11 protein-coding genes are annotated in these 13,547 nt (G+C 51.2%); 6 read left to right on the top strand and 5 right to left on the bottom strand.

What is annotated here, in order from left to right; translation table 11 throughout:
* Nucleotides 1-48: 48 nt before the first annotated feature.
* Complete coding sequence (locus tag ACW9SV_RS07610) at nucleotides 49-726, bottom strand: hypothetical protein (protein ID WP_479556137.1); 678 nt, start codon at nucleotides 724-726, stop codon at nucleotides 49-51.
* Between the two features lie 108 nt (nucleotides 727-834).
* Here ACW9SV_RS07610 and ACW9SV_RS07605 point away from each other — a divergent pair, with 108 nt between their 5' ends.
* The 5 genes from ACW9SV_RS07605 to ACW9SV_RS07585 all read left to right on the top strand — a co-directional run bounded on the left by ACW9SV_RS07605 (nucleotide 835) and on the right by ACW9SV_RS07585 (nucleotide 5,961).
* Nucleotides 835-1,278 carry an SRPBCC family protein gene (locus ACW9SV_RS07605; protein ID WP_479556136.1) on the top strand — a complete coding sequence of 148 codons (444 nt, stop codon included), beginning with the start codon at nucleotides 835-837 and terminating at the stop codon, nucleotides 1,276-1,278.
* Nucleotides 1,279-1,407: 129 nt separating this feature from the next.
* On the top strand, nucleotides 1,408-2,895 hold the full coding sequence (gene crtD / locus ACW9SV_RS07600; protein ID WP_479556135.1) for a 1-hydroxycarotenoid 3,4-desaturase CrtD: 1,488 nt from the start codon (nucleotides 1,408-1,410) through the stop codon (nucleotides 2,893-2,895).
* 168 nt (nucleotides 2,896-3,063) lie between these two features.
* Nucleotides 3,064-4,497, top strand: coding sequence for a hypothetical protein (locus ACW9SV_RS07595; RefSeq protein ID WP_479556134.1), 1,434 nt, complete (start codon nucleotides 3,064-3,066; stop codon nucleotides 4,495-4,497).
* A 111-nt stretch (nucleotides 4,498-4,608) separates the two neighbouring features.
* Nucleotides 4,609-5,217 carry a hypothetical protein gene (locus ACW9SV_RS07590; protein WP_479556133.1) on the top strand — a complete coding sequence of 203 codons (609 nt, stop codon included), beginning with the start codon at nucleotides 4,609-4,611 and terminating at the stop codon, nucleotides 5,215-5,217.
* A 135-nt stretch (nucleotides 5,218-5,352) separates the two neighbouring features.
* Nucleotides 5,353-5,961, top strand: a complete 609-nt coding sequence (locus tag ACW9SV_RS07585; RefSeq protein WP_479556132.1) for a TetR/AcrR family transcriptional regulator — start codon at nucleotides 5,353-5,355, stop codon at nucleotides 5,959-5,961.
* Between the two features lie 81 nt (nucleotides 5,962-6,042).
* On the opposite strand, the gene ACW9SV_RS07580 is transcribed toward ACW9SV_RS07585, so the two are convergent.
* Together ACW9SV_RS07580 and ACW9SV_RS07575 are read right to left on the bottom strand one after the other, a co-directional pair.
* Entirely contained in the window at nucleotides 6,043-6,285 is a 243-nt protein-coding gene (locus ACW9SV_RS07580; RefSeq protein ID WP_210462545.1) for a DUF6952 family protein, read from the bottom strand.
* 8 nt (nucleotides 6,286-6,293) lie between these two features.
* Nucleotides 6,294-6,611: a thioredoxin family protein gene (locus tag ACW9SV_RS07575; RefSeq protein WP_479556131.1), complete on the bottom strand. Its 318-nt coding sequence runs from the start codon at nucleotides 6,609-6,611 to the stop codon at nucleotides 6,294-6,296.
* 193 nt (nucleotides 6,612-6,804) lie between these two features.
* Here ACW9SV_RS07575 and ACW9SV_RS07570 point away from each other — a divergent pair, with 193 nt between their 5' ends.
* Nucleotides 6,805-9,519 (top strand): MG2 domain-containing protein, encoded by a 2,715-nt coding sequence (locus tag ACW9SV_RS07570; RefSeq protein WP_479556130.1) that lies wholly within the window; start codon nucleotides 6,805-6,807, stop codon nucleotides 9,517-9,519.
* Between the two features lie 9 nt (nucleotides 9,520-9,528).
* Here the strand turns inward: ACW9SV_RS07570 and ACW9SV_RS07565 are convergent, their stop codons facing one another.
* Entirely contained in the window at nucleotides 9,529-10,230 is a 702-nt protein-coding gene (locus tag ACW9SV_RS07565; protein WP_479556129.1) for a hypothetical protein, read from the bottom strand.
* Nucleotides 10,231-10,453: 223 nt separating this feature from the next.
* Nucleotides 10,454-13,312 (bottom strand): M16 family metallopeptidase, encoded by a 2,859-nt coding sequence (locus ACW9SV_RS07560; RefSeq protein ID WP_479556128.1) that lies wholly within the window; start codon nucleotides 13,310-13,312, stop codon nucleotides 10,454-10,456.
* Nucleotides 13,313-13,547: the final 235 nt, after the last annotated feature.

Here is a 13,547-nt window from a genome sequence, read left to right as displayed (position 1 = left end):
AATTATTAAAGACAAAATCACATTTTCGTCTTTGCCTTAATCGTAGCCTTACTTTTTTGCATAAGGAATCTTTCTAGTGGCTTTGCGGGTGATGGCTTTGATGATGTTATGGGTATCGCTGCCAATGCCTCTGGACAGCATTTTGTCATAACTCCACAACAGGTTTCCGGAGGCTCCGTCATAGATCTTCATCATGGTGTTGCCGGTATTGGTAGGGCCACTTCCGCCCACATAAGGCGTGTAGAAGAAGGTGTACAACACAATGGCAGCGGCCACCGCAGTAGAGACCGGCTTCTGGGTAGTGAGGGAGCCTACCAGCACGGCATCCACGCCCAACATCTGGGCCAGTTCTGTGGGAGGAATGGTTTGTATCTCCTCGGGCTGGATGTCATGCTCCTTCAGGATAGAATTGGTCACGTTCACATCCTGCACAGTAATCTTTTCTTCGTCTTTGTTGACCTTATTCAAAAAATGAATTTGAAAGGCACTCTGCACCGCTTTTCCGTGCTGCAACTCCAGGGCATAGAGTTGCTCGGGGGTTAACCGGCGCATCTGCACGGGCCTAAGCCCTACCTGTACATCAAAAGGTAAAATGGCAATGGTTTTATGGTGCTGGGCCGCCGTCTGGAAGGCAGGGCTGGTATAGATGTTCCGGGAGTGGTTACAGCTGCCCAATCCTAGCCCTACTAAAGTCATTACCACCAAAAACGCACGTCTCGTCTTCATTTACTTGAGTTGATTCTTATTTTTACCTATTCTTTTCTTCTTCGCAGCCCTGCCGTCGGTAACATTCGCCAGAGGAACGGGTTAAAGTGTTGACCCTAATCTGCCGGCATGAAACTACACCTCAAGATACCTGTGGCCCAACATCACCGGGCTGTTTTGGAAGGTTTTACAGAAGACCTGTTTAGGGCCCTTTCACCCCCATTCCCCCAGCTAAAAATTTTACGTTTTGACGGAAGCTTCCCCGGCGATAGGGTAGAAGTGGAGCTACAGGCCGGTCCCCTGAAACGCCGATGGACCAGCCTCATCACAGAAAGGGAAATAAATGACCTGGAAGCGTGGTTTGTAGACGTAGGGCAGGAGTTACCCTCTCCTTTGAAATATTGGCGTCACAAACACCTGATCACCCAAAATGGCACGCACAGCATCATCCACGAGCAGATTGAATACCGTACGGGCTCCTTGCTGTTAGACGCTTTATTATACCCGGTTTTCTATGCCCAATTTTCCGCCAGAGCCCCTGTGTACCGCAAGTTCTTCGGAAAGGTGAACTAGTGTTTCAGAGTCGTTTCTGGGAAAACCAATGCAAAACAAAAGCCTCGCAGAAACAGACACACCCAAACTTTTACACGTGGAACAGGTTATGTCCAGAAGAAAAAGCAGGAAACTACGTAGATTGGCGCAATGGCAAAAGCAATAGTAATTGGCTCAGGTATTGGAGGGATAGCCGCGGCCATCAGGCTGGCGGTGAAAGGGTATGCGGTTACCGTGCTGGAGGCGAATGCTTCCTTCGGCGGAAAAATGACGCAGTTCACCCTGCCCGGTGGTTACCGGTTTGATGCTGGACCGTCTTTGTTTACGCTGCCGCAACTGGTAGATGACCTTTTTACCCTCGCCGGCCGAAGCCCTCAGGACTACTTCCGGTACCAGCGACTGCCTATTGTCACGCAGTATTTCTGGCCAGATGGCACCCGCCTCACCGCCCATGCCTCGGCAGATGCCTTTGCCCAGGAAGTGGAGACGAAGCTAGGCATCCCGCAGGACCAATTGCACCGGCACTTGCAGAAAGTAGCCCGCCTTTACCACGCCACCGCCAACACATTCCTGCACAAGTCCCTGCACAAACTGGATACCTACCTCAGCCCCGATGTGTTGAAGACGCTTCCGGCCCTGACGGAGTTGGGATTAACCACCACCATGCACGCCGCCAACGCCCGCGCCTTCTCAGACCCCAGGCTCATTCAGTTGCTGGACCGCTATGCTACCTACAACGGCTCTGACCCTTACCAGGCACCCGGCACCCTCAACCTCATTCCGCACCTGGAATTCAACATCGGCGCTTACTACCCTGAAGGCGGCATCTACGCCATTGCCAAGAGCCTGGTTAAACTAGGGGAGGAGCTAGGCGTGGAGTTCAGGTACCAGGAGCCTGTGCTGGAGATTCTGACTCAAGGAGGCCAGGCCACAGGCGTACGCACCAACCAGGGAACCTATCTGGCGGAGGTGGTGGTCAGTAACATGGATGTGGTGCCTACCTACCGCAAACTGCTGCCTAAACAGCCAGCCCCCGAAAGAACCTTGAAACAGCCGCGCAGCAGTTCGGCCCTGATCTATTACTGGGGCATTTCCCGCAGCTTTCCAGAATTGGACCTGCATAACATCTTCTTCAGTCAAGACTACCAGCAAGAATTTGAGCACATCTTCCGGAAAGGTACCGTGGCCGAGGACCCCACGGTTTATGTGAACATCACGTCTAAGTACACCCCAGAGGATGCCCCTCTAGGCCACGAGAACTGGTTTGTTATGGTGAACGTACCCCATAACGCCGGGCAGGACTGGGAACAGCTTATCCAGCAAACCCGGCAAAGTGTGCTGCAGAAAGTGAGTAACGTGTTAGGGACTGATATTGCTTCTCTTATCACAACTGAAAAAGTCTGGGACCCGCGGGGCATAGAAGCCGATACCTCTTCTTTTGCAGGAGCTCTGTACGGCAGTTCTTCCAACAACCGAATGGCGGCCTTCCTGCGCCACCCTAACTTCACGAACAAGCTCAAAGGCCTTTACTTTGTGGGAGGCAGTGTACACCCGGGCGGCGGTATCCCGCTTTGCCTGTTATCGGCGAAGATTGCCGCTGATTTGGTACCTGCCGCGGCTTCTAGAATTCAGGCTTAACAAGACTTTACTGCTTTCATTTCTGTTTACGGCTTACTTTCTAAAAGCAGAAGTGAAACAACTTTCTTAGCCTAAAGATAACCTCGGGGGTAAGTGGTTTTTCTGAGTCAATTGTTGTTCATTGCAGGCCTGTAATCCGCTGCTGTTTGCTCATCAGACCTTTTAAGAATGTCGCTCGCTTCTGTCCGTCGTGCTCTTCCCGTAGTCCTTCCTTTTGCCGGGCTCATGGTGGGCCTGACGTGGTTGGTACGGGACAATGGCTTTTTCTGGGACAGCATTCTGCTAGCCTCCAAGTACGGGCAATGGTATTATCAGACCCGCTTCTCCACCTTGTTTGTGCCGGACCAGATCGCCGGTTATCCGCCGCTTTTCGGGATGTACATTGCCGCCGGATGGCAATTGCTGGGGAAATCAGTGAAGGTAAGCCATTTTTTAATGCTGCTTTTTCTGCTAGGTATTGTCTGGCAAGTGTACCTGCTGGTCAAGCGCTTCTTACCTAGCCCCTGGGCTTTGGGGGGCATGCTCCTCGTCTTCCTGGACCCTACGCTGCTAGCCCAAAGTGTGCAGGTAGCGCCAGATATAGTGCTGCTGTTCCTTTATCTGGTATGCATAAACGCCATCCTGCAAGATCGGAGGGTACTTCTGGCGGTTACCCTAATGTTCATGGCAGTACACACCCCCAGAAGCCAGATCATGGGGGCAGCCGTGTTTCTCTCGCATTTGCTTTTGGCCTACCAGGAGAAAGGCAGATTCACCCTTCCTGCGTTCTTTCACTTGCTTCTCCCGTACCTACCGGCCGGTTTGCTCCTGCTTACCTGGTTAACTCTCCATTATCACCATTTCGGGTGGGTTGGGTACGCGCCGTCCTCTGATTGGAGCGCCTATTCAGCCATCGTCACAGGCAAAGGGTTCCTGTACAATCTGGCCCTCATTGCCTGGCGACTGCTTGATTTTGGTAGAGTGATTCTGTGGGTGACGGCAGGTGTACTGCTGTGGCGTTACAGGACCGTTTTAACCAAAGAGACCCTGAAGCTGTTGATTCTGCTGCTAGTGCCTTTGGTGGCGTTAAGCTTGGTGCTGGTTTGGTTTACCAACCCCATAGGGCACCGATATTGGTTAGTGGTGTATGTCTTTCTAGGCCTGCTCACCGCGCACCTATTAACCCACATCCAAATGCCACGGTGGCGGTCAGCGGTGTACCTGGTGTTGGCAGGAAGTTTAATCAGCGGGCACTTCTGGGTGTATCCGGAGAAAATAGCCAAGGGGTGGGATGCCTCTTTGGCTCACCTGCCTTACTTTACCTTGCGCCAGCAAATGATCACGTACCTAGACCAGCACCACATTCCCTGGTCAGAGGTGGGCAGCGATTTCCCTAATCTGGCGCCCCCCGCCGATACTGATCTTTCCCATGATTTCCGCCGGTTCCCAGCCAAAGACCTTACCCGCCAGCCCTACATCCTGTACTCCAACGTGTTTAACGGGTTCTCTGATCAGGAACTCACCGTACTGCGTCGTGACTGGATACTGGTACATGCCTTGAAGAAAGGACACGTGTACCTGCAGTTGTATCGGAAACCCGCCACCTTTTCGCCAGCTCCCTAAAAGCAGATTTGCTCTATCTATACCTCGGCTAATTGCTCTTGATTTCCCTAGGTTCTCACCCAAAAAGTGTTATATTTGTTTACGGCCAGCATTTAATAAGGCACCTGTAAAATGACCAAGGAAGAGCTCTTACGCACGGCCATGCGCTACTTCTCTGCCCAGGGCGTGAAAGACCTCACAGAACGGCGGCTCATGCAGGAATTTAGTTTATCTGTAGAAGAGTTTAACCAGTCTTATACAGATAAAGAAGACTTTTTGCGTCAGGCTGTGGAGTTGTACCTGGCTGAGCAGAAGGAGGTGCAGGATACCCTTTTAACTCAGGCAGACCATTCTATCGCGAAGTTGATGCTGGTCATCAAACACCACGTCAATCAGCTGCAGCAGTTCAACCCTACCTTCTTTGTCCAGATTCAATATTTGTATCCCCGTATCTGGACCCTTTACCTGCGGCATGCGCAGATGCACTCGTATTACCTGTTTTATGACCTGCTGAACAAGGGAATCCAGCAACAGCTTTTCAGACCCGATATCAATATTGAGGTGGTGACCAAAGTATTACTGGAGCAGATAAACATTCTTCTGAACCATGCCCTTTTCCCGCCCCACCGTTACAACATGGCCGAGGTGTTTAGGGGCATCTTCCTGTATTATTTGAAAGGCATCTCCACTGAGAAGGGCGCCAAGGAATTAGAGAACTTTTTCTCCAGTTTTTCCCTTTAACGGAATTAATTGCACTTTATATTTTTTCTATTGTGGCAAGTACTGGTTCTCCCTACAAGGAAAACAATATCTTTGCCGTTCGTATGAGATTGAGTTATCCTCAACTTTTGGTTTTAAACTGAGCCCCAACCATAAATGACTTTCAAGCAAACCGTTTTACAGGAATTGCTCACCCTAATCAGGCGAGAAGGGTTGTCTCATTTAAATGAGCAGGAAATCATTAACCGCGTAGATATTTCCTCGGCCACCTTCAGAGAGTTCTTCAAGGGAATGGATGACTTGGTGAGCCAAGTGGTGCATTATGACCTGGAAACCCGCAAAGAGGAACACCAGCGGCTATTTGCGAATGAACCCAGCCCCTTAAACAGGTTGCTTCTAATTATTCAGTTGGGCTTGAATACCCTGCGCGAGTCCCAGCCTACGGTGCTGAAGGAAATACAAGAGCATTACCCGGCAGCCTGGAACCTCTACTGGAACCATTCCAACGACTATACCGCCTACCTGCTGTATGACCTTATCAATGACGGCGTGCTGCAGAAAGAACTACGGCAAGATCTTAACATCCAGTTAGTGACCAAGATCATGTTAGAGCAGTTGGCCATGATTGTGAACCCGGTTACTTTTCCGCCGGACCGGTTCAACGTAGCCGAGGTGTTCAGAAGCGTTTTCTTGTACTACATAAGAGGCATCTGCACCGAGGAAGGCATGAAGAAAGCTGAGCAGTTTTTCTCCACCTTGAAGTAAAACGGCCCCAAAACGATTCTAAAAAGAAAGCCTGCTAAAGTAGTTTAGCAGGCTTTCTTTTTGAAGAGAGATTGTCTCTGATTAGCTGATGGAGATGCGTACCTTTTGGGTGAACTCGCGCAGGGCCGTCTTGAAATCTGAGTTATGGTCTGCCATGTGGTTCAGAATCCAGATGGCGCCAAACACGTGGGTTAGTTTCTCGCCCTCATCTGCACCTTCAATTTCAAAGGCGGGGGTTTCTTCGTTGATCAGTTGCTCTTCGGCTTCGCGCAGGCTGTCAATGGTCTGCGTTTCTACCAGTTTCTTGATAGCAGGTATTTTCATGGGGATGCTTACGCTAGTTTACGAACCATTTCCAATACATAATCTTCTTTGCTGGTGGCAGCGCCTTCTACCAACTCACCGTTCTTGAAAACCGCAAAGTAAGGCAGATTGGTAACTCCGGCCAGTTTACGAGCCTCAGGGCTGGTCTCAGCGTTCACGTCCAAAAAGGTAACGTTGCTAAACTCCTCGTTGGCCGCCATGCGCTTGAACTTAGGGGAAAACAGACGGCAGTTACCGCACCAATCAGCGAAGTACTTCACTACTACGCGCTCGTTGCTTTTCAGCGCCTCCTGGAAATCTGTATCTGTAGCTTGAATGATAGCCATAGTATATGTAGGTACATTAAATAATGAATCAAGCGCAAAATTAACGCTTTTGATCTATTTTCAGAAATAAAGGTCAAAAACCGCCTGCCCCTTTTTATTATGTAAAAGACTGCGTTAAATTACGTTGCCTCCTGAAAGCACGTGTTTCTGGCAAGTACCGGTACCACTTCAGAGCCTAACTTATTCTTGCTGCATGCCCTTTCTTCGTTCTCCTAAAACCTTCTTCCCGCTGCTATTGGCCCTTGGGGGCTTATTAGTTGCTTTCGTGCCGCCGGCCTGGCAACAGAATGGCGTGATCAATAAAATAGTGGCCAATTTAACGGCGCTCCACCATAAATACCCGCAGGAGAAAGTGTACCTGCACCTGGACAAGCCGTATTATGCCGCCGGAGAGGACATCTGGTTTAAGGCTTACCTGGTCAATGCGCAGAGCCACGCGCCCAGCGATTTAAGCAAAGTGCTATACGTAGAATTGATTACCCCGGAGAACACGTTTTACAAAACCACCGTGGTCAGGTTAGACAAAGGCAAAGGTAACGGCGATTTTGCCTTGCCAGATGATCTACCAGAGGGCACTTACCGTCTGCGCGCCTTCACCAGTTGGATGCAGAACTTTGACGAGGCGTATTTCTTCCACCAGAACATTACCATCTGGAGTCCCCGCAAAAATGATATGGTCACGTCCACTGCTTTCACCTTCAAACCCCAACCCTCCGGCGACTCTGTCCTGGTAAACCTGCGTCTGCTCAACTACGCGGCCAAGCCGATGGCCCAGACCTCGTTTTCCTACTCCACCAACTTTGATAAAATAGGGGCCACTAAAAAGGCCACTACCTCCAGTGAAGGTAAATCCTTGCTGCGGCTGTTTTTGCCGCACAATGAAACCCAAAGCCCTAAAATGTTCCTGTCCATTGAGCAGCCCTCCGGCGCCCTGAACCGCACGATTGCCATTCCCATGCCAAAGGAGCAGTTAGATGTACAGTTTTTCCCCGAAGGTGGTAATCTGGTAAGTGGTCTCTGGAATATGGTAGGCTTCAAAGCAGTAGATGGCAACGGCTTGGGAAAAGACGTGCAAGGCGCCATTTACAATCAGCAGGGGCAAAAAGTGATTGATTTTAAAGCGCTCAAGTTTGGGATGGGCCGGGTGGGCTTTATCCCGGAGGCAAACCAACAATACACCGCCCGTATCACTTCTCCCAAAGGTGTATCAAAGGAATACCCGCTACCTGTTCCGCAGAAAAAAGGGTTTATTTTTTCGGTAGATAACAAAACCGGACCTAACATCCGGGTTAAATTCTACACCATGGGGTTCAAACAAGACAGCGTGGGTAAACCCAAAGCATTGCATTTGGTAGCCCAGGTGCGAGGCGAGGTGCTGTACGCGGCTTCCAGCCCCACGGCGCATGAAGTCTTCCAGGTAGAGGTGCCCAAAAATAAATTCCCCTCAGGCCTGGTGCAGTTCACGGTCTTCTCTGATGCCGGCGAGCCCTTGGCCGAACGGCTGGTCTTTGTGAACCATGCCCCACAGGTGCAGATGAGCCTCACCCAAGACAAACCCGCCTACAAACCCCGTGAGAAAGTGACGCTGCAGCTACAGGCCAAGGACGAGACCGGAGCCCCTGTGGCAGGAAATTTCTCCCTGGCCATCACCGATCAGAAAACCGTTGCCCCATCTCCGCATGCCGCCTCCATGGTGTCTTACCTGCTACTGAGCTCAGATCTGAAAGGGCACGTAGAAGAGCCATCCTATTACTTCAGTGCAGCTACGCCCGAAGTGGTGCTTGCCCTGGATAACCTTTTGCTCACCCAAGGCTGGCGTCGGTTTGTCTGGAAAGACATCCTGCAAGACAAGTTCCCGCAGATGCGGTACCCCGCCGAAAGAGACCTTTATGTGAGCGGCACAGTCAGTAAAATAACCGGTCAGCCAGATGCCTACGCAGATATCATGCTTACGAACGGCAACAACCCGCTGAGCACCATTAAACTCCAGACCGATGACCGGGGTAAATTCCAGTTCAGTCTGGCCAGTTTTCCAGACACCTCTACCATCACGGTACAATCTGCCAAAGGAGTAGCTGCCGCTTTGCTGGAACTGGACAACAACCTGCCGCAAATTCAGGCTTTTCCTCAGGTCCCGTATGAGCCTGTTCCGGCCCCGTATTCCAATGAAGTATGGGCGTATCTGCAACGGAACCGCGAGCAGTTGAAACTAGACCAGTTCTCGGGCAAAAGTGGTATTCTGCTTCAGCAGGTGAATGTGCGCGGTAAGAAACAGGAGGAATTCAAACCCGCCAGCGGAAGCCTGCATACCACCGCCGATAGAGTGTTGAGAGGATCTGAACTACCCAGAGGCCTAACCATTTTGCAAGCCTTACAGGGGCGGGTAGCAGGTCTGCAGGTTACCAATGGGCAGGTGAGCATGCGGGGTGGGGGACAGCCTCTGTTCCTGCTAGACGGCGCCCAGACCGATGCTTCCTTCATCCAAACCTTGACCGGCAACCAGGTAGAGGCCGTTGAGATCCTAAAACCGGGTGCCTCCTCAGCAATGTACGGTTCCAGGGGAGGGAATGGGGTAATTGCAATTACTTCTAAAAAAGGGGAGGAGAAGACGGGGCAACCCGGCCAAGCCGGAAAGATGCCCGGTATGGCCACGTACCAGGGGCTGTACTTTCAGAAAGCGCGTGAGTTCTATCTTCCCCGCTATGACAAGCCGGATACCAGCAACGTGGTCATGCCCGACTTACGCACCACACTGTACTGGAACCCAAGGGTTCAGACAGACGCCACCGGGAAAGCTGAAATCACCTTCTACACCGCCGACCAGAAAACCACCTACCGGGCTGTCTTGGAAGGCATGACTGCCACCGGCAAAATCGGGCACTTAACTACCACATTTCAGGTGAAGTAAGGGGCTTTATTATGGTTTGGCAACGGAATCCGGCTTGCTCCCGAAGAAGCCTCCTCGTCCGCGTCTGGACGGTTTGGTCTTCAAGGTGATTTGCTCAATGACTTTCTGCCGGGGGAAAGAAATAATCCAGAGTCCGCGCACCTGGCCTTCCTCAAATCCATCGGGCTTGCCCTGCGCTGAGAATACGCGTAATTGATCTAAAGTAGAGGCGGTGTAATCCAGCAGGCTAGGCTCATCACAACTGGCACAGTTCCGTCTCCTGATCTCTATTGGCCGCTGGTACTGAAACAAGCCTTCGCGCACCTCTAACTCTACCTTAGGGGCAGGCTTTCCTTCAGCAGAAAGGAGCTGGTTCTGGGTTAACACCTGCTGGGCTTCTGCCTGCGAGGCAAAGGTTTGGCGTTTGAGTGTGGCATTGTAGCGCTGCAGGATACTGTTCACGGTAGGTAACTTGTCTGGCTGGGCCACAAACAGGGCCTGTTCTTTGGGTTGCCCCTCAGCCAGCTGCAGGAAAGAGCCTTCCACCAACCGGATAATGGTATCACCGGCAAGCAAAGCCTGTTTTTCCATATTTTCCTGGGTAATGCGCTTCACCTTGTGCCGTTCGGCTTCTACGGCCATTTCCTTGCCCCGTTCCAGCTTCTCAGGCTCACAGCCGAACGTGAAAAGGCTAAGGACCAGCAAACCCAGGTATAGATTCTGTTTTATCATGAACTTCAATATAATCCAATCACAGTTTGTGCTTTCTGTAGAACAAAGATGGGGCATGGTTTGCTTATACACAAAGCAGGTGAAAGGGTTAGCATCAGCAAACCAGTTCTCTCTAATTTCCTTTTAAGCTCTTTCGCCAAAAACGCCATTTAAAAACACCTATAAAAGAAAAGCCCGCTGCCAAGGCAACGGGCTTTTGATACAAGAAATTGGCTTTCTCTGCTTATTTGTTCTGCAGCACTACCGGCTCGCCTAAACCTAGCTCTTTCAGGCCTGCCAGCTGTGTTTTGGCATCGCCCACTACCAGATACACCATTTTATTTGGGTCAATGTAGTTGTTGATAAGGTTCTTGGCTTGGGCATAGCTCAACGCCTGAATAGCCTGCTCATCGCGCTTCAGGTAGTCTGTAGGCAGGTTATAGGTGTTGATGGTCTCCAACAGGTTAACCAAGCTTCCTAAGGTCTCATACCCAAGAGCCGTCTGGCGCATGAGGGCCCCTTTGGAGGTGGCAAGATCCTGCTCTGTGTAGCTGGTGCCGTACGTTTTCAGGATCTCGTCTATAGTCTGCAAAGACTCTTTGGTGACGTTCGTACGCACGCTGGACGAGGCCACAAACGTGCCCGGCGCGGTAGGCCTACGCGAGAAGCCCGAGTACGCGCCGTAGGTATAGCCTTTCTGCAGGCGCAATACATTGAACAGGGTAGAGGCAGAACCGGCTCCCAGCTTGTGGTTGATGGCCTGCATCACCGGATACTCCGCTGAGCCCACCGGCACAGCCAGGTACCCCGCGTAAATCACCGACTGCTTTGCATCTGGCTGGTCAATGAAGTACAAGCGGGCCGAAGGTTTAGCAGTAGCGGTTACCGGGGTAGGCAGCGCTACGTTCTTAGCTGCCCATCTTTGCTCCAGCCCAGCCAGCGCTTTGGTCACATCGGCTTGCTTCACGCTACCCGATACCTGGAAACTTGCCACACTTGGTGAGAAGTTCTTCTGGTAATAGTCTTTCAGGTCTTGCAGGGTGATGGCTTCTACTGTTTGCAGGGTACCCAGGGTAGGGTAGGCAAAACGGCTGTTCTCCCCGTATAGCACCTTGTTGAACGCCAGCGACGCAATAGCAGATGGGTTGGCCTGCATCTGTCTTATCTGGCTGATGGCAGCTTGCTTGGCTTTCGCGAACTCGGCTTCGTCCCACCGGGGCTCCAGCACAATCTCCTCCACCAGTTTCATCACCTGCGGGAAGTTACGAGCCAGCGTATTTCCTGAGATGGTGATGTTCTCTGAGGACGAAGACACGTTGATAGACGCACCTAACTGCCCGATGGCCTCTTCCAGCTGCTGCGGCGTTTTGTTTTTGGTGCCTTCCAGGAGCATGGCATCTACCAAGGAAGCTGTTCCTATTTTAGAGGGGTCATCTAGTTGCATGCCGCCTTTGATCAGGATGCTGAACTGCACCAACGGCAACTCGGTCTGCTCAATGCCAGACACTTTCATGCCATTCTTGAGCTGCGCCGTCCAGATTGCGGGAGCCGTGAACTTGAAGTTATTGCTCAATTCAGGCATCTTGCTCCGGTCTATTTTAGAAGCCGTTTTCGGGAAAGAGGTTGGTTCCTGACCCGTGTTGGCGCCTTCGGCCCCGGCCACTACTTTCTCTTCTACTACATCGGCCTTCACCGCGCCTTTCACGGCTAATTCTTCCTGTCCTTTCGGTACGAAGCTGGTCATCACGTACGGCTTACCTTTGATGTACTTGCGGTACACGTTCATGATGTCCTGCGCGGTTACCGCCTGCGTCAACGCGATTTCTTTCTTCGCGTAACCTGGGTCACCGGCAAACTCATTGTACTGGGCCAGCTGGAACGCTTTATTCAGCAAGCTGGAGATACCGTTGTACAAGGCTGTTTCCTGTTTGATCTTCAAGCGCTCAAGCTCTTTCTCATTCACGCCTTCTTTCTCAAATTTGTCAAAAGCGGCGAAAACCGAGGCCTGCACATCATCCAAGTCTTTCTTATCAAAGGCGCGCACCCGCACTCGGAAGGTACCGGCAATCTCATTGGAGTTCTGCGAGGCCGAGGCGCCCGGTGCCAACTTACGGTCTTCTACAATGACTTTCTCAAACGGCGAGTTCTTGCCGTCAGACAGTAAACTGCCCAGCATGTCTAGGGCGTAAGAATCTTTGTGGTACTGCTCTACCGTGGGAAACACCATGTTCAGCTCCGGCAGATTGGCAAAGTTATCCACGTGGAAAAATGACTTGGTAGCCGTCAGTTTAGCCGGCATAGGAGTCAATTTCTTAGGTTCGGGTTTGGCTTTCAACTCACCAAAGTACTTCTCAATCAGCTTACGGGCCTCGGCGGTTTCAAAGTCACCTGTCAACACCAGGGTGGCGTTGCTGGCACCATACCACTGGTTATAAAACTCTTTCACATCGGCTAAGGTCGCGTTCTGCAGGTCCTCCAAGGAACCGATTACGTCCCAGCTATACGGGTGTCCAGCAGGGTAGAGGTTCTTCAGGATCACGTAATTGGTGTGGCCGTAGGGCTGGTTATCCACACTCTGGCGCTTCTCATTTTTTACCACCTGCTTCTCGTTTTCCAGGCCCCACTCACTCACGGTATTCACAAAGAATCCCATGCGATCAGACTCAAGCCAAAGCACGCGCTCCAGGGCATCTTTAGGCACCACCTCGTAGTAAACGGTACCGTCTTCAAACGTTCCGCCGTTAAAGTTTCCGCCTACCTGGTTGATGGCTTTGATGAAGTTGCCTTTACCCACGTTTTCTGAGTTCTGGAACAGCATGTGCTCAAAGAAGTGCGCAAAGCCCGTACGGCCCGGCTTCTCACGGTTAGAGCCCACGTGGTACATGATGGCCACCGCCACTTTAGGGTCTGACTTGTCTTGGTGCAGCACCACATCCAGTCCATTGGCCAGTTTATACTTCTCAAAAGGAAGGTTAAACTGCGAAGCCGCTGAGGGTTTGGCCGATGTCTTCTTAGGTGCCTGGGCCCATAGGCTCTGGGAAGGATTAACCGCCATACTGCCTAACAGCAGGGACAAGCAGGCGACTTTTAAACGTCTGTTCATGATCAGGGAAAGGGATTTAGTCGTTCTTAAGGATAGAGACCAGAAAAAGGTCTTTGTAGGTTTATTAGTAGTAGAAAAGGCAAATTTCTTACAGAAAAGAAAACGCTTTTCACCTGCCATTCCGTTTATGCTTTGCGTCTGTTTTGCAATAAGAAGCCTTAAAACAAAGAAAGCCTATCTGCTCTGGCAAGGCATATGCCGAAGTTACCATAAATTGCTTGGGGAAAATGCTTTA

This window comes from Rufibacter sp. JT20002 (assembly GCF_056491185.1).
This window is presented reverse-complemented; position numbering and strand designations above follow the sequence as displayed.

Excerpts from the sequence above, each read along its gene's own strand:
- ACW9SV_RS07575 (WP_479556131.1), bottom strand. The coding sequence starts at position 6,611 with ATGGCTATCATTCAAGCTACAGATACAGATTTCCAGGAGGCGCTGAAA.
- ACW9SV_RS07565 (WP_479556129.1), bottom strand. The coding sequence starts at position 10,230 with ATGATAAAACAGAATCTATACCTGGGTTTGCTGGTCCTTAGCCTTTTC.
- ACW9SV_RS07605 (WP_479556136.1), top strand. The coding sequence starts at position 835 with ATGAAACTACACCTCAAGATACCTGTGGCCCAACATCACCGGGCTGTT.
- ACW9SV_RS07610 (WP_479556137.1), bottom strand. The coding sequence starts at position 726 with ATGAAGACGAGACGTGCGTTTTTGGTGGTAATGACTTTAGTAGGGCTA.
- ACW9SV_RS07580 (WP_210462545.1), bottom strand. The coding sequence starts at position 6,285 with ATGAAAATACCTGCTATCAAGAAACTGGTAGAAACGCAGACCATTGAC.
- ACW9SV_RS07595 (WP_479556134.1), top strand. The coding sequence starts at position 3,064 with ATGTCGCTCGCTTCTGTCCGTCGTGCTCTTCCCGTAGTCCTTCCTTTT.
- ACW9SV_RS07585 (WP_479556132.1), top strand. The coding sequence starts at position 5,353 with ATGACTTTCAAGCAAACCGTTTTACAGGAATTGCTCACCCTAATCAGG.
- ACW9SV_RS07560 (WP_479556128.1), bottom strand. The coding sequence starts at position 13,312 with ATGAACAGACGTTTAAAAGTCGCCTGCTTGTCCCTGCTGTTAGGCAGT.
- crtD (WP_479556135.1), top strand. The coding sequence starts at position 1,408 with ATGGCAAAAGCAATAGTAATTGGCTCAGGTATTGGAGGGATAGCCGCG.
- ACW9SV_RS07570 (WP_479556130.1), top strand. The coding sequence starts at position 6,805 with ATGCCCTTTCTTCGTTCTCCTAAAACCTTCTTCCCGCTGCTATTGGCC.
- ACW9SV_RS07590 (WP_479556133.1), top strand. The coding sequence starts at position 4,609 with ATGACCAAGGAAGAGCTCTTACGCACGGCCATGCGCTACTTCTCTGCC.